At 66.2% G+C, this 18,160-nt stretch carries 18 protein-coding genes and 1 tRNA gene; 9 read left to right on the plus strand and 10 right to left on the minus strand.

All coding sequences use genetic code 11. The features are described from left to right. Window positions 1-92 precede the first annotated feature (92 nt). From AC1KVG_RS05830 to AC1KVG_RS05850, 5 genes are all read right to left on the minus strand, one after another. Window positions 93-1,052, minus strand: a complete 960-nt coding sequence (locus AC1KVG_RS05830) for a ribose-phosphate diphosphokinase (RefSeq protein ID WP_006450614.1) — start codon at window positions 1,050-1,052, stop codon at window positions 93-95. Window positions 1,053-1,188: 136 nt separating this feature from the next. Beyond that, a tRNA-Gln gene (locus AC1KVG_RS05835) sits at window positions 1,189-1,265 on the minus strand. 3 nt (window positions 1,266-1,268) lie between these two features. Beyond that, window positions 1,269-2,156, minus strand: a complete 888-nt coding sequence (gene ispE, locus AC1KVG_RS05840) for a 4-(cytidine 5'-diphospho)-2-C-methyl-D-erythritol kinase (protein WP_481093744.1) — start codon at window positions 2,154-2,156, stop codon at window positions 1,269-1,271. Then, the gene (gene lolB / locus AC1KVG_RS05845) at window positions 2,138-2,794 is read right to left on the minus strand and encodes a lipoprotein insertase outer membrane protein LolB (protein WP_481093745.1); all 657 of its coding nucleotides are present in this window, start codon (window positions 2,792-2,794) and stop codon (window positions 2,138-2,140) included. Before lolB ends, ispE begins: the two co-directional genes overlap by 19 nt. Further along, window positions 2,791-4,479, minus strand: a complete 1,689-nt coding sequence (locus AC1KVG_RS05850) for a tetratricopeptide repeat protein (protein WP_481093746.1) — start codon at window positions 4,477-4,479, stop codon at window positions 2,791-2,793. The genes lolB and AC1KVG_RS05850 overlap by 4 nt, the downstream gene beginning before the upstream one ends. A gap of 65 nt (window positions 4,480-4,544) precedes the next feature. Here AC1KVG_RS05850 and hemA point away from each other — a divergent pair, with 65 nt between their 5' ends. The 5 genes from hemA (at window position 4,545) to ppk2 (ending at window position 10,515) form a co-directional block, all read left to right on the plus strand. Then, on the plus strand, window positions 4,545-5,843 hold the full coding sequence (hemA, locus tag AC1KVG_RS05855; protein WP_481093747.1) for a glutamyl-tRNA reductase: 1,299 nt from the start codon (window positions 4,545-4,547) through the stop codon (window positions 5,841-5,843). Beyond that, a complete protein-coding gene (gene prfA, locus AC1KVG_RS05860) occupies window positions 5,821-6,906 on the plus strand; it encodes a peptide chain release factor 1 (RefSeq protein ID WP_168956984.1) in 1,086 nt (361 codons plus the stop codon). The genes hemA and prfA overlap by 23 nt, the downstream gene beginning before the upstream one ends. Further along, window positions 6,903-8,609, plus strand: a complete 1,707-nt coding sequence (locus AC1KVG_RS05865; RefSeq protein ID WP_481093748.1) for an O-linked N-acetylglucosamine transferase, SPINDLY family protein — start codon at window positions 6,903-6,905, stop codon at window positions 8,607-8,609. Before prfA ends, AC1KVG_RS05865 begins: the two co-directional genes overlap by 4 nt. 574 nt (window positions 8,610-9,183) lie before the next feature. Further along, entirely contained in the window at window positions 9,184-9,702 is a 519-nt protein-coding gene (gene moaB, locus AC1KVG_RS05870; RefSeq protein WP_481093749.1) for a molybdenum cofactor biosynthesis protein B, read from the plus strand. Window positions 9,703-9,732: 30 nt separating this feature from the next. After that, complete coding sequence (ppk2, locus tag AC1KVG_RS05875) at window positions 9,733-10,515, plus strand: polyphosphate kinase 2 (protein WP_481093750.1); 783 nt, start codon at window positions 9,733-9,735, stop codon at window positions 10,513-10,515. Here the strand turns inward: ppk2 and AC1KVG_RS05880 are convergent. From AC1KVG_RS05880 to AC1KVG_RS05895, 4 genes are all read right to left on the minus strand, one after another. Next, window positions 10,497-11,729, minus strand: a complete 1,233-nt coding sequence (locus tag AC1KVG_RS05880; RefSeq protein ID WP_115039890.1) for a hypothetical protein — start codon at window positions 11,727-11,729, stop codon at window positions 10,497-10,499. The two genes, ppk2 and AC1KVG_RS05880, sit on opposite strands and share 19 nt — an antisense overlap. An 85-nt stretch (window positions 11,730-11,814) precedes the next feature. After that, complete coding sequence (locus tag AC1KVG_RS05885; RefSeq protein ID WP_006451974.1) at window positions 11,815-12,081, minus strand: acylphosphatase; 267 nt, start codon at window positions 12,079-12,081, stop codon at window positions 11,815-11,817. Next, window positions 12,081-12,692 (minus strand): TlpA family protein disulfide reductase, encoded by a 612-nt coding sequence (locus tag AC1KVG_RS05890; RefSeq protein WP_481093751.1) that lies wholly within the window; start codon window positions 12,690-12,692, stop codon window positions 12,081-12,083. Before AC1KVG_RS05890 ends, AC1KVG_RS05885 begins: the two co-directional genes overlap by 1 nt. Continuing rightward, window positions 12,689-13,966 (minus strand): YihY family inner membrane protein, encoded by a 1,278-nt coding sequence (locus AC1KVG_RS05895; RefSeq protein WP_115039888.1) that lies wholly within the window; start codon window positions 13,964-13,966, stop codon window positions 12,689-12,691. Before AC1KVG_RS05895 ends, AC1KVG_RS05890 begins: the two co-directional genes overlap by 4 nt. A 111-nt stretch (window positions 13,967-14,077) precedes the next feature. Here AC1KVG_RS05895 and wrbA point away from each other — a divergent pair, with 111 nt between their 5' ends. From wrbA to ybaK, 4 genes are all read left to right on the plus strand, one after another. Then, on the plus strand, window positions 14,078-14,674 hold the full coding sequence (gene wrbA / locus AC1KVG_RS05900; protein ID WP_268212637.1) for an NAD(P)H:quinone oxidoreductase: 597 nt from the start codon (window positions 14,078-14,080) through the stop codon (window positions 14,672-14,674). After that, window positions 14,671-15,015 carry a DUF2069 domain-containing protein gene (locus tag AC1KVG_RS05905; RefSeq protein ID WP_481093752.1) on the plus strand — a complete coding sequence of 115 codons (345 nt, stop codon included), beginning with the start codon at window positions 14,671-14,673 and terminating at the stop codon, window positions 15,013-15,015. Before wrbA ends, AC1KVG_RS05905 begins: the two co-directional genes overlap by 4 nt. A 156-nt stretch (window positions 15,016-15,171) precedes the next feature. Beyond that, window positions 15,172-15,657 (plus strand): asparaginase domain-containing protein, encoded by a 486-nt coding sequence (locus AC1KVG_RS05910; RefSeq protein WP_481093753.1) that lies wholly within the window; start codon window positions 15,172-15,174, stop codon window positions 15,655-15,657. Between the two features lie 4 nt (window positions 15,658-15,661). Continuing rightward, on the plus strand, window positions 15,662-16,135 hold the full coding sequence (ybaK, locus tag AC1KVG_RS05915; protein WP_481093754.1) for a Cys-tRNA(Pro) deacylase: 474 nt from the start codon (window positions 15,662-15,664) through the stop codon (window positions 16,133-16,135). Window positions 16,136-16,335: 200 nt separating this feature from the next. On the opposite strand, the gene AC1KVG_RS05920 is transcribed toward ybaK, so the two are convergent. Beyond that, entirely contained in the window at window positions 16,336-18,033 is a 1,698-nt protein-coding gene (locus AC1KVG_RS05920; protein ID WP_481093755.1) for a S8 family peptidase, read from the minus strand. Window positions 18,034-18,160 lie beyond the last annotated feature (127 nt).

Consider the following 18,160-nt stretch of genomic DNA (forward strand, 5'->3'; position numbering starts at 1 on the left):
TTGGAATATCGCCTCGCGGCGATGAAGCGTCTCACCCGCGACCAGGTGAGACGTCGTGCAGGCACCCGGAGAACCGGGTACCGAATGAAAAATCAGTCGACGTAGAGCGAGCTGACCGACTCGCCGAAGGCGATGCGGCGAATGGTCTCGGCGAGCAGTTCGGCCACGCTCAGCTGACGAATCTTGGCGCAGGTGCGCGCGGCTTCGTTCAACGGAATCGTGTCGGTGACCACCAGCTCGTCGAGCTGCGAATTGTTGATGTTGTCCACCGCCGGGCCGGACAGCACCGGGTGGGTGATGTAGGCCACGACCTTGAGCGCGCCGCGCTGCTTCAGCGCTGCAGCGGCTGCACACAAGGTGCCGGCGGTATCGACCAGATCGTCCACCAGCACGCAGGTCTTGCCCTGCACGTCGCCGATGATGTTCATCACCGTGGCGACATTGGCGCGCGGACGGCGCTTGTCGATGATGGCCAGGTCCGCATCGTCCAGACGCTTGGCGACGGCGCGCGCGCGCACCACACCGCCCACGTCCGGCGAGACCACGATCAGGTTATCGGTGCCGTAAGCGCGCCAGATGTCGGCCAGCAGCAGCGGCGAGGCGTAGACGTTGTCGACCGGAACATCGAAAAAGCCCTGGATCTGGTCGGCATGCAGATCGACCGTCAACACGCGGTCGGCCTCCATCGCGCAGATCATCTTGGCGGCGACCTTGGCGGTGATCGGCACGCGCGAGGAACGCATGCGGCGATCCTGGCGCGAGTAACCGAAGTACGGAATCACCGCAGTCACCGATGCGGCGCTGGCGCGCTTGAGCGCATCGATCAGCACCAGCAGCTCCATCAGGTTTTCGGCGCTCGGCGCGCAGGTCGGCTGGATGACGAACACTTCCTGCCGGCGCACGCTCTCTTCGATTTCGACCTGCACTTCGCCATCGGAGAAGCGCGTGACCAGCGCCTTGCCCATGCGAACGCCAAGCTCCTTGCAGATGCTCTTGGCAAGCGGCTTGTTGGCATTGCCGGAGAACACCAGCAGATTACGTTGGTCTTGCATGGGATCTCTCGGGCGGCGGCAAAGAGCGGGTGGGTCGATGGTGGAGCGGAATAAAGCCGAACCAATGCCAGGCTTTGCTTTTCTTTCAATCCCCGCACATGGATGTGCGGGCTGTTGCAGAGGGACCTGCATAAAATGGCAGGGGCGGTAGGATTCGAACCTACGAATGCCAGGATCAAAACCTGGTGCCTTGGGCCTCTTGGCGACGCCCCTGCATCAAACTTGTCTCGCGTCCAGTGCGTCGAGCAGTGGCGAGTGCGCTGCACCTTCCACGACCCACGCCCTCAGGTTGTCCGGCAATTGCGCCAAGGCCTGCTCTGCAGCAGCGCGCGTGGCGAATTCGACGAAACAACCGCTCCCTGACCCGGTCAAACGCGACGTCCCGATCCTGGAAAGCGCCTGGAACACCGCCTCGATGGCGGGTTCACGGCGCCGGAGGACCGGCTCGAACGCATTGTCGAGCAGAGAACCCGAAGCGAAGTCCGCTATTTTCACGGGCGCAGCATCCCGCGTCAATTCCTGTGATTGAAATAAAACAGGTGTGGGCACGTGAATGCCTGGATCGACCAGCACATAGGAGGCTTTCGAGAGGCTGATCGGGGTCAGTTGTTCCCCGATGCCCTCGGCCCAGGCGTTGTGTCCGCGCACGAACACCGGCACGTCGGCGCCAAGGCGCAGGCCTAGCTCGGCCAGGGCATCGACCGGCAAACCCAGTCCCCACAAGGCATTGAGCGCGACCAGCACGGTGGCCGCATCCGACGACCCGCCGCCGAAACCGCCGCCGGCAGGGATGCGCTTGTCGACCCGGATGTCGGCGCCGGCCTGCGCGCCAGCGCTGGATTGCAGCAGGCGCGCGGCGCGGATCACCAGATCATCGTCCTCGGCCACGCCCGGCAGACTGTCGCCGATGCGCCGGATCAGGCCGTCGCTGCGCAAACGAAGATGAATGGTGTCCCCCCAGTCCAGCAGCCGGAACACGGTTTGCAGCAGGTGATAGCCATCGGCGCGACGGCCGACGATCTGCAAAAACAGATTGAGCTTGGCCGGCGCAGGCCACGCCGACCAGCCCGCTTCCAACGCTGACATCAGGGCGAGACCGTCCATTGGTCGACCAGCAGGCGCACCTTGGCCTCGCCGTTGCGGGCCTCGATGCGCTGCGGCAGCTCGGGCTGGCCGGCGCTGGCCGGGGCCCAGGCGAGAAATTCGATGACCCAACCGTCCTGCTGTACGGTGCGTGGGCGGCCGGCAGCATCCAGATCCACGCGTTCGGCGCCCGCATCGGCGATCCGCAGTGCGCGCACCCAATCGGGCATCTGGTTGACCGGGATGGTCCATCCGGTTGCTTCCAGCAATACCTGCTCGGCATCGGAACCGCTGCGCGGACCGCCTTCCAGGCCTTCCAAACGCCCGGCGCCGGTGGTGGTGTCGCCGGTGAGCACCCAGCTCTGCCGGGTCACCGGCGCGCTGAGCTGCACGCGATAGCGCGGGCCGTCCTGCTGCCAGTCGATGCGGCCGCTGCCGCCATTGCTGCCCTTGCTGATCGCCACCCGGCCCTGGAACGACCAGTTCGGGTGCGCCTGCAACCAGGCCTGACGTACGGCTTCGGCCTGACGCGCGCTATCGGAGACCTGCTCGACCACGGCCGCACCACTGCCCTGCCCGCGCGGCACGCTCACGCAGCCGGACAAGCCTGCGAGCACCAGCCCGCTCAGGGCCAGTGCGCGGACTACACCACCCCTCATAGCCCGAACTTTTCCACGGCGCGTTGCAGCGCGCGGTTGTCGGGATCGAGACGGCGCGCTTCATCGAAATAGCGCCGTGCCTCGTCCTGCTTGCCGCTGACCCACAGCACTTCGCCGACATGCGCGGCGATTTCCGGGTCTTTGACCAGCGCCCAGGCGCGGCGCAGCTGCACCAGGGCTTCCTTGAGGCGACCCATGCGGTACAGCACCCAGCCGTAGCTGTCGACGATGGCCGGGTTGTCCGGATCGGCAGTGCGGGCGCGGTCGATCAGCGCCAGCGCTTCCTTGTAACGGGTGGTGCGGTCGGCCAGGGTGTAGCCCAGCGCGTTGAGCGCCCCGACATTTTCCGGCTCGGCGACCAGGATCTTGCGCAGATCGGCCTCGGCACGGGGGACGTCGTCGCGGCGTTCCCAGGCCAGGCCGCGGGCGTACAGCAGCGCGCCGTCGTCCGGGTATGCAGCCAGGCCGCGCTCGAAAGCATCCAGTTCCCCCGGTGCATCGCCGGCACGTTGGTGCAGCTCGGCTTCGAGCACATAGGCGTCGCGACGCGCATCGTCGTCGGCGCTGGCGTCGCCCTGCAGCGCGCGGGCTTCGGCAAGCGCCTCGGGCTTGCGGCCCAGTTCGTACAGTGCGCTGGCCGCGCGCAGACGCGCTTCGCTCAGCTGCGGGCCGCCGGGCACGCCGCGATACCACTCCACTGCTTCGTCGTAACGCTTGAGGAACTCGGCGATCTTGCCGAGCAGCAAGCGACGGTCCGGATCGGGCTTGGTGGCGTTGCGCTTGAGCTCGCCGTACAGCGCCTCCAGCGAGGTGCGGTCCTTTTCCTTGGCGAGCATGGAGGCACGCAGCCCGTAGGTCTGGGTGTCCTGCGGCCCGGTCGAGAGCACTCGTGCAGCCGCCTCGGTCTGGCCCATGGCGTCGTAGGCGAATGCCAGCGCACCACGCAGCTCGGAGTCCTTCACCGCCTGCGGCTCGATGTTCTTCAGCAGCGCCAGCGCGTCGTCGTTCTTGCCTTCCTGCTGCAGCTGCGTGGCGTGCAACAAGGCCACGCGCGGCTCTTCGGGGAAGCGGCGCACTACTTCGTCGACAATGCGCTTGGCCAGCGCCGGGCGCTCCATGCGCAGGGCGAGGCGGCCGAATTCCTGCCAGGCTTCGATCTGATTGGGGATGGCGCCAGCCTTGACTAGGTCTTCGAGCGCGTCGGCCGAGGCTTCCGGCTCGCGCCCGCCGTTGGCCAGGGCGATCAGCGCGAAGCGCCAGCCGCGCGGGTCGGGCTCCTTGAGCAGGCCAAGCAGATCGCGGCGTGCGGTGCGCAGGTCGTTGCGGCGCAGGGCCAGCGAGGCTTCGGTGCTGCGCATGGCCATCGACGAGGGCGCGCGCGCGCGCCACAGCGCCAGGGCTTCGACCGCGCGGGCATCGTCGTTGGCCAGCATGGCAATGCGGGCGGCGCGTTCGGCCAGCCCGGCGTCGCCGGCTTCGGCCTTGGCTGCGTCCAGATAGGCGCGGGCGGCATCGTCCAACTGCCCGGCCTGCAAGGCGAATTCACCGGCGAGCACGGGTTCCAGCGACGTGGTGCCGGCGCTGCTGGTCGGCGACGTGGGCGGAGCTTTTTTGGGTGCTGCAATGGCGTTGGCGGAGACTGCTACCAGCAAAAGAACACTCAGGATGCGAATCGGTACAGGCATCGGGGGCAACCGGGCCGTAAAATGGGGCCCTGAATGGCCGCCAGCTTATCGCAAGCAACTGAACAATGACGTTGTGGGTGCTCGGACTGAATCACCAGACCGCACCTGTGGACCTGCGCGAACGCGCGGCGTTCGCAGGTGAGGCGCTGCCGCGCGCGCTCGAATCCTTGCGCGCGTTGCCGCAGGTGCGCGAGGCCGCGTTGCTGTCCACCTGCAACCGCACCGAGCTGTACGCGATGGCCGACGACCCGCACAGCCTGGTGACCTGGCTGGAGACACATGCGCCGGGCTTGAGCGGTTATCTGTATCAGCATCAGGAAGAAGCGGCGGTGCGGCATTTGTTTCGCGTCGCCACCGGGCTGGATTCGATGGTGCTGGGCGAGCCGCAGATTCTGGGTCAGGTGAAGGACGCCTGGGCGGTAGCACGTGCGCATGGCGCACTGGGAAGCGGGCTGGACCGGTTGTTCCAGCAGACCTTTTCGGTGGCCAAGCGTGCGCGTACCGACACCCGTGTCGGTGCCAATCCGGTGTCGGTCGCCTCCACCGCGGTGCGGCTGGCGCAGGAATCGTTTGCCCGCCTCAACGAATCCACGGTGCTGCTGATCGGCGCCGGAGAGACCATCGAGCTGGCCGCCAAGCATCTGAGCGAAGGTCGCGTACGCAGGCTACTGATCGCCAATCGCACGCTGGCACATGCGCAGACGCTGGCCAGCCAGCACGGTGGCTATGCATTGCCGCTGACCGATCTGGACCGCCATCTGGCCGAGGCCGACGTGGTGTTTTCGGCTACTGCCGCACGCGAGCCAATCGTGACCCGGGTGCAGGTGGAACAGGCGCTACGCGCGCGCAAACGCAAGCCGATGCTGTTGTTCGACCTGGCAGTGCCGCGCGATATCGAGGCCTCGGTGACCGAGCTCGGCGATGCCTACCTGTACACGGTGGACGACCTGGAACGCGCGGTGGAAGACAACCGCCGCGGCCGCCGCGAGGCCGCCGACCAGGCCGAAGCGATCATCGATCTGCAGGTCGCGCGCTATGTCGAAACGGTGCAGGCCAACGCGCGCCAGGCGCCGCTCAAACGGCTGCGCGCGTTCGGCGACAGCACCCGCGACGAATTGCTGGCCAAGGCACGCCAGCAATTGCACAACGGCAAGCCAGCCGATGAAGTCCTGGAACAACTGGCGCATGCGCTGACCAACCGTTTGCTGCATCCGCCAACTGCCGCATTACGCGATGCGGCGCTCAACAACGACCTGGAACTGACCAGCGCGGCCGACCGGCTGTTTCCGGAAAAACCCGGTTACCAACATCCCCCTGTAGCTACCCCGATCGTGAGGACTGATGACGCCGACCCTGCGCCGTAAGCTCGAAGCGCTGGCCGAGCGCCGCGAAGAACTGCAGCACCTGCTCTCCGACCCCGAGGTAGTGAGCAACAACGACAAGTTCCGCACGCTGTCGCGCGAGCTGTCGCAGCTGGAGCCGGTGGCCGTCGCCCTGGAAGACGAAGCGCGCGCCAAAGCCGACCTGAGCGCAGCCGAAGCCATGCGCAACGACCCGGAAATGCGCGAGCTGGCCGAAGAGGAAATCGCCGCCGCTCAGGCACGCCTAGAGGAGCTGGATGCGCAGCTGGCCCTGCTGCTGGTACCGCGCGACCCGCGCGACGAAGGCAATCTGTTTCTGGAAGTGCGCGCCGGCACCGGCGGCGACGAGGCGGCAATCTTTGCCGGCGATCTGTTCCGCATGTATGCCCGCTATGCCGAGCGTCAGGGCTGGAAGGTCGAGATCGAATCCGACAGCCCCGGCGAACACGGCGGCTACAAGGAAGTGGTGGCACGGGTGGTCGGGCGCGGTGCGTATTCGCGATTGAAGTTCGAATCCGGCACGCACCGCGTGCAGCGCGTGCCGGCCACCGAATCGCAGGGCCGTATCCACACCTCTGCCGCCACGGTGGCGATCATTCCCGAAGCCGACGATGTGGAAGAGATCGTGATCAATCCGGCGGATTTGAAGGTCGATACCTTTCGCTCGTCCGGCGCCGGCGGCCAGCACGTCAACAAGACCGAATCGGCGATCCGCATCACCCACGTGCCCAGCGGCGTGGTGGTGGAATGCCAGACAGAGCGCAGCCAGCACGCCAATCGCGACAAGGCGATGAAGCGCCTGAAGGCGCAACTGGTGGAAGCGGAGCGCAGCAAGGCGGCGGCGGCCGAAGCGCAGACGCGCAAATTGCAGGTAGGTAGCGGCGACCGTAGCCAACGCATCCGCACCTATAGCTTCCCGCAGGGCCGCATCACTGACCATCGCGTGGAAGGCCTCACGTTGTACGACCTGCCCAACATCATCGAAGGCGATCTGGACGCCTTGATCGCACGCTTACTGCACGAACATCAGGCTGACGAACTGGCGCGGTTGAGCGACAGCCCGTGAGTGCACAGGTCCCGCGCGAGCTGTTGCAGCTGCGCGAGGCGGTGCAGCACCAGCCCAGTGATTTCATCGCCTGGCTGATGCTGGCCGACGCCGAACTCGGCATGGGCGCGATCGCTGCCGGCGAAGCCGCGGTGCAACGTGCAATTGCACTGCATCCGGGCCATCCGGAAGCGGTGGCGCGGCTTGGACGGGTGCGCTGGGCGCAGCAACGGCATGCCGAGGCGGCGGCATTGTTGCAGCAGGCATCGGACCTCGTGCCACAGCATCCTGGCATCGCATTGTGGCTTGGGCATGCATTGGAAGACGCGGGCCAGGCCGAAGCTGCAGCGGCCGCGTATACGCGTGCACATCAATTGCTGCCCGACGAGCCCTACATCACTGCGCAATTGCTCAACTGGCGCCGCCGCCTGTGCGATTGGCGCGAGCTGGATGCACTGGCTGCGCAGGTGCGTGCCGCCGTGGCGCAGGGCGCTGCGGCGGTGGAGCCATTCGCCTTCCTGAGCGAGGACGCCAGCGCTGCCGAACAGCTCGCGTGTGCACGAACGCGCGCGCAGACGATTGCTTCCGTCCTGCGCCCGCTCCCACCGACTGCCGTGCGCCGCCAGGGCGCGTTGCGAGTCGGCTTCGTCTCCAATGGGTTTGGTGCACATCCCACCGGCTTGCTGACAGTGGCGTTATTCGAAGCGCTGCAGCGGCGTCAGCCGACCTTGCACCTGCATCTGTTTGCGACCAGCCATGATGACCACAGCGAGATTCGCGCGCGCCTGGCGCAAGCCACGACCTTGCACGATGTCACCGCGCTCGGGCATCTGGCCACTGCGCAGCACATCCGCGACCAGGGCATCGATCTGTTGTTCGATCTACGCGGCTGGGGCGGCGGCGGGCGACCGGAAGTGTTCGCGCTGCGGCCAGCGCCGGTGCAACTCAACTGGCTGGCGTATCCGGGCACATCCGGCGCGCCGTGGATGGACTACGTGCTGGGCGATGCATTCGCGCTGCCGCCGTCACTGGAGCCGTTCTACAGCGAGCACGTGTTGCGCTTACAAGGTGCATTTCAGCCATCGGACACCTCGCGCGTGGTCGCCGAACCGCCGTCGCGTACACAGTGCGGCTTGCCCGAGCAGGGCGTGGTGCTGTGCTGCTTCAACAATAGCTACAAACTCAATCCGCGCAGCATGGCACGCATGCTGGCGGTGCTGCGCGCGGTGCCAGATAGCGTGCTGTGGTTGTTGTCCGGGCCAGGTGAGGCCGACGCGCGCTTGCGTGCGGTGGCGCAGTTGCAGGGCGTGGATGCGCAGCGGTTGGTGTTCATGCCGAAGTTGCCGCATGCGCAGTATCTGGCGCGCTACCGGCATGCGGATTTATTTTTGGATACGCATCCTTACAACGCGCATACCACCGCATCGGATGCGTTGTGGGCGGGTTGCCCGGTATTGACGACGCCTGGGGAGACGTTTGCGGCGCGCGTAGCCGGCAGCTTGAATCATCATCTTGGGTTGGCTGAGATGAATGTGGCCGACGATGCCGCGTTTGTTGCCAAGGCGGTGGCGTTGGCGAGTGATCCGGCGGCGCTGATGGCGTTGCGTGAGCGGGTGGATGTGCTGCGGCGGGAGTCTGGGGTGTTTGAGATGGATGGGTTTGCCGATGAGCTCGCGCAGTTGGTACGTGGGGTGGCGGGGCGGCATGGTTGGCTAGTTAATTAGTGGGGGCTTCTTATTTTCAAAGTAGATAGCTGTCTTCCGCCGTACCCTCACCCCAGCCCCTCTCCCAGCGGGAGAGGGGCTCTAGAGCGACTCGTCAGTAAGCTACTCAAAACTTTCTTTGCTCAACACTTTCCAAGCCACGGCAACAACGTAAGTCACAGCAATAACGCGCCGAGGCGGCAGCGTGGCCGGGGATTGGCGGAGAGCGGCACAGGGATGTGCCGCGGCGGCGAGTCAGACAGGATGTCTGACCGAGCCGAGGAGCCAGTCCCCGGCCGCGCTGCCGCCCTTACCGAAGCCGGCAACTGACACGGCGCGCCTGGACGTACCCTCACCCCAACCCCTCTCCCGGAGGGAGAGGGGCGTCCAACCTTGCGGCGTGGGCGCTCGGCGGCACGCACACCAGTGGCGCGCAAGCTGTGCCTTCTCGCCCCCAGGGAGAGCGGCTTATCGATTTGCCACGAACTGTCCGTTGCTAATTGCCAGTATCAGCGGATCCTCAACTGCGACTGACGTTGTGCGGCTTCACGCCGTACTGCTGTACCCGGCCGTCCAGGCTCGCTAGGCTGGCGGCATGCCTTCCAATCTCGACTTCATTCCCTTGCACCTGTGCGTGCTGACGGTGTCCGACAGCCGCAGCCTGGCCGATGACCGCTCCGGCGATTATCTGGTCGAGGCCCTCACTTACGACGGTCACGTGCTGCACGAACGCGCGTTATGCCCGGACGACCGTTACCGCATGCGCGCGATCGTCTCGAACTGGATTGCCGATGCGCAGGTCGACGGCATCCTGATCACCGGCGGCACCGGCTTCACCGGCCGTGACAGCACGCCGGAGGCGATCACGCCGTTGCTGGACAAGACCATGCCCGGATTTGGCGAATTGTTTCGCGCCATCAGCGTGGAGGAAATCGGCACCTCGTCATTGCAGTCGCGCGCATTCGCAGGCCTGGCCAATCACAGCTTCGTGTTCTGCCTGCCCGGCTCCACCTCGGCCTGCCGCACGGCATGGGAAAAGATCGTGCGTGCACAACTGGATGCGCGCACCAAGCCTTGCAATCTGGCGACACTGCGTCCACGTCTGGGTGAATAGCCTGCGCGCTCCATCGCTGTTGGAACGCGCATGTCGCACCTGAAACGCAAGGCCTACAAAAAACTGCTGCCACCGCTGCAGCTTGAACTGGTCAACATGGCGCGCTGGCTGCGGCATACCAACCAGCGCGCACTGGTGCTGGTGGAAGGCCGCGATACCGCCGGCAAGGGCGGTGTGATCCAGACCATCGCCAGCCATCTCAATCCACGCCAATGCCGGGTGGTAGCGTTGCCGACACCCAATGATCGCGAAAGCACGCAGTGGTATTTCCAGCGCTATGTGGCGCATCTGCCGGCGGCCGGCGAGTTGGTGCTGATGGATCGCAGCTGGTACAACCGCGCCGGCGTGGAACGGGTGATGGGCTACTGCACCGACGCCCAATACGAGGCATTTCTTGAGCAGGCGCCGCGCTTCGAACAACTGCTGGTCGACGACGGCATTTTGCTGTTCAAGTATTGGCTGTGCGTGGATCAGGCCGAGCAAGAACAGCGCTTTGCCGAACGCCACGAAGATCCGCTCAAGGGCTGGAAGCTTTCGCCGGTGGATCTGCAGTCACGCAGCAAGTACGACGACTACACCGCTGCACGCGAGCGCATGCTTGAGGTGACGCATACGCCGGACGCACCGTGGACGCTGGTGGAATTCAACGACCAGAAGCTGGGCCGATTGAGCCTGATCCGCGACCTGCTGGATCGGCTGCCGGACACCAAGGTGCCCGAAGAAAAAGTGCAGCTGCCGCCGTTGGACGGCAAACCGCACAAGGAACGTTATGGCGTGCTGGAACCGATCGACGATTACGCCGGCCAGTCCTGAGAGAGTTCGTCGCTGGCAGCGGTGGTCCGCGGCAACGGATACAGGCCGGCCTGACGCTCGGCCTGCTCGGCCTGCAGCACCAACTGACTCAGGCGCTGACTGAACAGCTGCATGAAACCGCGGTGCAGTGGCCGCATCGCCTCGATGTAATCGACGTCGTCGGCCTGCGCGCCGAGCGGGCTACAGGACGACAGCAGCACTTCGTCCAGGCGCAGTGCGCTGTCGGGCAGACGCACCAGCGCGGCGCGGCGCAACCAGTCGCGCATGCCCTGGCGGTACTCGGCGGCCAGGATATAGGCCACTTCGACCTGATCCAGGTCCACGTCCGGATTCCACGCCAGCACCTGGATGACCTGCGAACGCTCGTCCAGCATGCGGCTTTCGGCGACCAGACCGTGTAGTTGCTGTAGCAAACGCCACTGCACGCCAGCGGCCTCGCGCTGCGGCGTCGGCATGGTCTCGATGGCCAGCGCCAATCGGCGTGCAAACAACGCCGGCACATCGGCCAGCACGATCGGGCCGGCGTCGGCGCCGAGCAGGAAGCGCTCGGTACGCAGCGTGGCGGTATCGGGTAGATAGCCGTCCTGCAGCGGACGGGTGACGCCGTGATCGAGCAGCGACAGCACCACATCCAGCCAGTAGCGACGCTCCTGCTGCAGCGCGCGGTTGGCGCTGGCGTTCTGCCAGGCCGGGCGCACATCGTCCAGACGGGCGATGCAGGTCTGCGCGTCCAGGTTGTCCCAGGGCGCGCGGGTGGCGTCGTTGGGATCGAAGTTTTCCACGCTGAGCATGCCGCCGCCGAACCGGTGCCAGGCCGCGCCGCGCTGGGTATCGGCCGGGTCGGGCTTGGGCGCGGAGAGCGGCGCAGCGTTGGCCGGGCGCAGCAAGGCAGCGTAGGCGTCCGTCCACGAATCGGGCAGGCGTGCAGACATGGGATAGCTGGCCGAAGACGCCTGCCCCAGGCCGTCGCGCGCCAGCCGCAGGCTCCACAGCACCGCGCCAATCACGATGCCGCCGAAGATCCAGGCCAGCAACCAGCTCGTAGCCGCCTGCTCCGGTTGCAGCACGCGGGTCTGCGGTTGCAGGAACAACAACCAGCCGCTGCCCAGCAGCACGCCGAGATACAACCACGGCGCGAGCTGCGTCAGTTGACGGTTGCTGCGGTGTGCAGGCAACACGTGCCTGTCATTGCGGTCTTGAGATGGAGCGGCCATACATTCCCCCTGCACGCTGTGATCGCGTTGAGAAGGTTATCGGCGAGGCCATGCAAGTCTGTTGCCCTGCTCCAACGGCGAATGCTCAGCCAGTTACAAAGTCTTCAGTCGGCGGCATCGCGCAAGGCGTGCGCGTCACGGTCGCGACCTTGGCCGCTGGCGGGCCCTGCCAGAGCCAGGTTTCCAGCGCGTTCAACGCGGCATCGGTACCGGCGGCGATCACTTCCACGCTGCCGTCCGCCTGATTGCGCGCATGTCCGCGCACGCCCAGTGCAACGGCACGCTCGCGGGTGGAGGCGCGGAACCACACGCCCTGCACCACGCCGGTGACGACGAAGCGCGCCGCCTGCATCAGCCGGCCTTGCCGGTGATGCCCACGGCGGTTTCGATATCACGCGCGGTGACCGGGCCGAGGAACTGCTTGGCGACCTTGCCATCCGGGCCGATCAGATAGGTCATCGGCAAGCCGCGCGGCGTGGCGAAGTCCTGTGGCGGCTGGTAGGGGTCGAGAATGGCCACCGGATACGACACCGGGTGATCTTTCAGAAACGCCTGCATGTCGGCGCTGGTGATGTCTTCGTAGGCCAGGCCCACCACTTCGATGCTGTCGCGCATGGTGTGCAGCGCCGAGAGCTCCGGCATCTCCTTCAGGCACGGTGCGCACCAGGTGGCCCAGAAATTGACCACCACCCACTTGCCGCGATGCGCAGCCAGGTCGTAGGCCTCGCCAGTGACGGTGGGCAGCGACAACTTCGGCATCTCGGCGGTCTGCTGCACCACCGAGGTATCGGGCGCAGTTGCCGGGTCTGCGGCTGCGGCAGGTTTGTCCGGCACCTGGGGGGCTGCTGCAGGCGCAGTGCCGGTGTCGGCGGCGGGGGCGCCCTCGCCGGTGGGCTTGCAGGCGGTCATCAACAACAGCGGCAACAGCAGCGCACAGGCGCCGCGCACAAGGCGCAGGGTCATGGAAGATCTCCGGGAAGATGGGTGTAGAGGTCGCCGACCGGTTGCGCCAGCACGCTACGCAGCGGTTGACGCAATTGCTCCAACGCAGCGGCGGCAGCCTGGCCGTAGGCATCGTCGCGACACGGCAACGGGCGGTCTTCGATCGGCACCCGCAGTTGGCAGCTTTCGTAGAGTTCGGCCAGCGGCACCACGTCCAGATCGCGCGCCAGCAACCAATGCCCACGTTCGTCGCGGCGCAGCAGGCGGATGCGTTTGAGCTCGCACAGCAGCTCCTGCATCAGCGTATCGGTGAGCATGGGTTCCAGCGCCAGGATGCGGTCTTCGTCGAGCCCGTTGCCGTGGATGCGCGCCTGGCGAAAACGGCCGAGCAAGCGCAACAAGCCATAGATTTCAAAGCCAGGCGGCAGGCGCATGGCTTCGGGTTGATAGCGGAACGCCGCCATCGAAGAGGCCAACGACGCGCCCAGCAACACCGACACCCAGCTCAGATAGATCCACAACAGCAGGATCGGCAGCGCCGACAACGCGCCGTAGATGCGCTGATAGGTCTGGAAATTGCCCAGATAAAAACCGAAGCCCCATTTGACGATCTCCATCAGGATCACCGCCAGCAGCGCGCCCGGCAGTGCATGCCGCAGGCGCACCGCATGCTGCGGCACCACGCGGTAGATCAGCACGATGCAGACGAATTCCACCGCCATCGGCGCCAGCCGCCAGGCGAATTCGGCCAGCCATTGACCTTCGGTGGTGCGGAACAGCGGCAGCGCGAACACGTAGGCGGCCATCGCCATCGAGGCGGCCGCCAGCATCGTGCCCAGGGTCAGCACGGTCCAATAAATCAAAAACCGCGTCACCTTGGGCCGCGCGGCAGCCACGCGCCAGATGCTGTTGAAGGTCTGCTCGATGCTGTGCAGGGTGATCAGCAACGAAGCCACCAGCGCGACCATACCGGCCACGGTGAACTTGCCCAGATCTTCCAGCGAACGGTTGAGATAGTTCTGCACCGAGCGCGCTGCGCCGGGCACGAAGTTGTTGAAGATGAAATCGGTCAGCGCGTCCTTCCACTCGTTGAAGGCCGGAAACGCCGACAGCACCCCGAATACCACAATTGCCAACGGCACCAGCGCAAACACCGTGGTGTAGGCGAGCGACGCGGCGGCCTGGAACAGGCGGTCATCGAGAAAGCGGCGCCACAGGAAGCGGCCGAAACTGACCGTCCGCGCGCGGTCGCGCAGACGTTCTTTCCATTGGTGGAGTTTGTTCACACGCGACATCGCGCAAGGGTACCCGATGCGCCGTCATCGCGGCCTTGTCGCACCTGCGGCGTGCAGCCCGACCGCGCCATCGCCGATACTGCGGCAACTCACACAAGCGGTAGATGCGCGATGGCGGAGATTCTGGTGCTGTATTACAGCCGTGGCGGTTCGGTGGCGCGGTTGGCGCGGCAGATCGCGCGCGGCATCGGCGAAGTGCCCGGCATGAGCGCGCGGCTGCGCACGGTACCGCCGGTGGCGGCGGTCACCCAGACCAGCGCCCCGCCGGTGCCGGACGATGGCGCGCCGTATGTGGACAAGGCCGATCTGGCCGATTGCAGCGGCTTGCTGCTGGGCAGCCCGACCCGCTTCGGCAACATGGCCGCGCCGATGAAGCATTTTCTCGACAGCCTGGGCGCCGAATGGGCCAGCGGCACACTGGCCGGCAAACCGGCGGGCGTGTTCACCTCCACCGCCTCGATGCACGGCGGCCAGGAGTCCACGCTGTTGTCGATGCAATTGCCGCTGTTGCATCACGGCTGCCTGATCGTCGGCATTCCGTTTACCGAAGCTGCGCTGAGCCACACCACCAGCGGCGGCACGCCTTATGGCGCCAGCCATGTCTCCGGCGCAGCCGGCGACCCGCAGCCCAGCGACGACGAAGCCCTGCTGGCGCGCGCGCTCGGCCGCCGGGTGGCCGATATCGCGCGGCGGCTGGCCAGCCCATGAGCCTGCGCGCCCTGCATTGGCTGCTGACCGCCGCACTGCTGGCGCTGGCGGTGGTGTTCGTGGTCTGGTTTCACGACGACCGCCATCGCACCGCAGCACTGCTGGTATTCGCGTTGCCGCCGGCGCTGTTGGCCGCGCTGGCGCTGCGCAGTGCGCTCGCGCGGTTCTGGGCAGGGGTGTTCGCGCTGGGCTGGTTCAGTCATGGCGTGATGGCGGCCTGGAGCCAGCCGCAAGCGCGTGGGCTGGCGTGGCTGGAATTGCTGCTGGCCCTGCTGGTGGTGGCGCTGGTCAGCGGCCCGGGCGTGGCGGCGCGGTTCGGCAAGCGGCGCGCAGCGCGCTAGCCCAGCGTCCTGCAGCGCGCGCGCCGGGGTCGTATCATGGCGACCCTCGCGCGTTTTTATACCGCGCCGATGCTGCGTCGCCTGGCTGCTTCATCGCAGCATGGGACGTCTCGTTTGCATCTCACACTGCACCACCCGCTTTAAGGATTCCCAGCAATGGAAGACCTCCTGATCGTCACCACCGGTGGCACGATCGACAAGATCTACTTCGACGACAAATCGGACTACCAGATCGGCGACCCGCAGATCGGCCAGATCCTCCAGGAACTGGGCGTGACCTTCCGCTTCTCTGTGATCCCGATCATCCGCAAGGATTCGCTGCACATCAACGCTGCCGACCGCGAACTGGTGCGCGCCACCATCGCTGCCCAGCCGACGCGCCACGTGCTGATCACCCACGGCACCGATTCGATGGTGGAAACCGGCAAGGTGCTGCAATCGATCGCCGACAAGACCATTGTGATGACCGGCGCGCTCAACCCGGCGCGCTTCCGCGGCTCGGATGCCGAATTCAATATCGGCTGCGCAGTCGGCGCCGTGCAGTCGCTGCCGGCCGGCGTGTATATCGCCATGAACGGGCGGATCTGGAACCCGGAAAAGGTGCGCAAGAACGTCGCCGCCAACCGCTTCGAGTCGCTCTGAAGCGATGAGCAAGGCGACCCGCGCGACCGCAGCATTGGACGCAGCCGGCGTGGCCTATGTGCTGCATCCCTACGCGTACCAGGCCGATGCCGACGCGAAGGGATTGCAAGCGGCCAACGCGCTGGGGCTGGCGCCGCATACGGTGCTGAAAACGCTGATGGCCTGGGTCGACGACCAGGCCGTGTGCGTGGTGATCCCATGCGATCGCCGGGTGTCGTTGAAGAAATTGGCCAGCGCATACGGCGGCAAGTCGGCGCGCATGATGGAGGTGGCCGATGCCGAACGGCGCACCGGTTACAAGGTCGGCGGCATCAGCCCGCTCGGGCAGCAACGTCAGACGCCGGTGCTGATCGAAGCCACCGCGCTGGATGCACCGTCGCTGTGGATCAACGCCGGGCAACGCGGTTTGCTGCTGGAATTGCCGGGCGACCAGCTGTTGCACACACTGACTGGGCGCGCCTGCCTGCTGTGCGAGTGAGCGCATACACCACGATGCCGCGCGCACCGGTCGGTGCGCGCGTCCGACACTGAGAATCCAGGGCCTACCGTGTACATCGCAGTCGCCCACTGCGACCTCTGACCGACGTCGCAGCGCACGTCCGCGTGCACTGACCAGTGCTCGCGATCCAGAGGTTTCAGCATCTGCCCGGCGCGGCAACACCATCGCGCCGGGATCGCTCAATACGCCGCAGTGACGCTGACCGCAGAAAAGCCCAGCGTCGCCTTCAAGCGCACGTAATAGATGCCCGCCGCGGGCGCGGCCAGCGTGCAGCTGTCGCCATTGCCCGGCAGCATGCTGCGGCAGCTGTAGGCCGCATCGGTGGGCAGCGCGCCCGCCCGCACGGAGAGGTCGGCATTGCCGCTGCCACCGGCAAGCGTCACTTTGAGCGAGCGCGTGCCGGCCGGCACGTTGACCTGGTAATACAGCGAATCGGAGAGCGCCGCGCTCAGCCCGGTGCGTGCCACATTCCTGGTCAAGGTGGTCGAATCGATCACCGCCGTCACCGCGCCATCGGCATTCACCAGCCCTGCCCCGCAGCCCTGGGGGCAGGCGACCGGCAGTGGCCGTGCGCTGCTCTTGAGCAGAGCCTTCACCGTTGCCGGGGTCAGCGGATTCAGTGCTACCGACTGCATCAACGCTACCACGCCTGCCACATGCGGCGCCGCCATCGAGGTGCCGCTGTATACCGCGTACGCGGCGTTGCCCGGTACCGTGGTGCCGGTATTGAGCGTGGACACGATCGATTGCCCGGGCGCGGCGATATCCACGCCCTTACCGAAGTTGGAGAAGCTGGCCTTGGCGCCGGACGAGGTGGTGGCCGCCACCGCGATCACGTTCGGGCAATTGGCCGGTACGCTGGTGGAGACATCCATATTGCTGTTGCCGGCGGCCACCACCACCGCGCTGCCGCGCGTCACCGCAGCGGTGATGGCATTGCTCAACGTCGTCGAGCACGTGCCGAAGCCGCCCAGCGACAAATTGATCACCGTGGCCGGGTTCGGATTGTTCGGCACGCCGTTCACCTTGCCGCCCGACGCCCACACGATCGCATCGGCGATATCGGACATGTAGCCGCCGCATCGCCCCAGCACGCGCAGCGGCAGGATCTTGGCATTGAAGGCAGTGCCGACAACACCCACCGCGTTGTTGCCCACCGCTGCCACGATGCCCGCCACATGCGTGCCATGCCAGCTGGAATTGGAGGCCGATGCGCCGGGTCCGCATTCGTTGGCCGCCGCCCAGTCGCCCTGGTCAGCGGCAGTCGCATCGCGCGCATTGCCGTCGCGCGCGATTGCAGGGTCGATAATGAAGTCGTAACCGGGCAACACGTTGGCCGCGAGGTCCGGATGGTTGGTGATGCCGGTGTCGATCACCGCCACCACGATGCCCTTGCCGGTGGAACGGTCCCAGGCCGGGCGCACGTTGAGGCTGGCGGCGGTCGCGCCCATCGCCCACTGCTGCGGTACGCCCGGGTCGTTGGGCACCAGCAACGGCCGCATCAGGATGTCTACTTCCACGCGTTTAACGGCCGGGTCGGCGGCAAGACGCCGCATCAGGCTTTCCGAATCCACGCGGTCCAGCTTGCGGTCGGCCACCAGCAGCATCGGGCCGGTACTGAGCCGGCGCGTGGCCGACAGACCTAGCGCACGTCCGCGCACTTCCGGCACGGCGCGCGCGATGTCGCGCCAGGGCGCCGACAGGCCGGTCGCCCGGCTGCTGCCGACACGGTCCTTGTAGCTGACGATGAAGCGCTGATGGGTGCTGCTGGAGCTCAACCCTTGCAGATTGACCTCGCCAGCGGCGGCATGAAACGTGCATGACAATGCGCAGACGAACGCCGCGCGGCGCAGTGCGCCAACTGAGTGATACGACATGAATCCATCCCTCCCCAAAGATCTGGCAACCCGGATGGCAACGCGCTAACGCCACTGCAATGCGCCCTGCCCCATGCGTGGGCATGCATACCGCCGCGCCTCACGTGGGGTGGCTATCGGCGTGCCG

The organism is Xanthomonas sp. NCPPB 3959 (assembly GCF_056675575.1).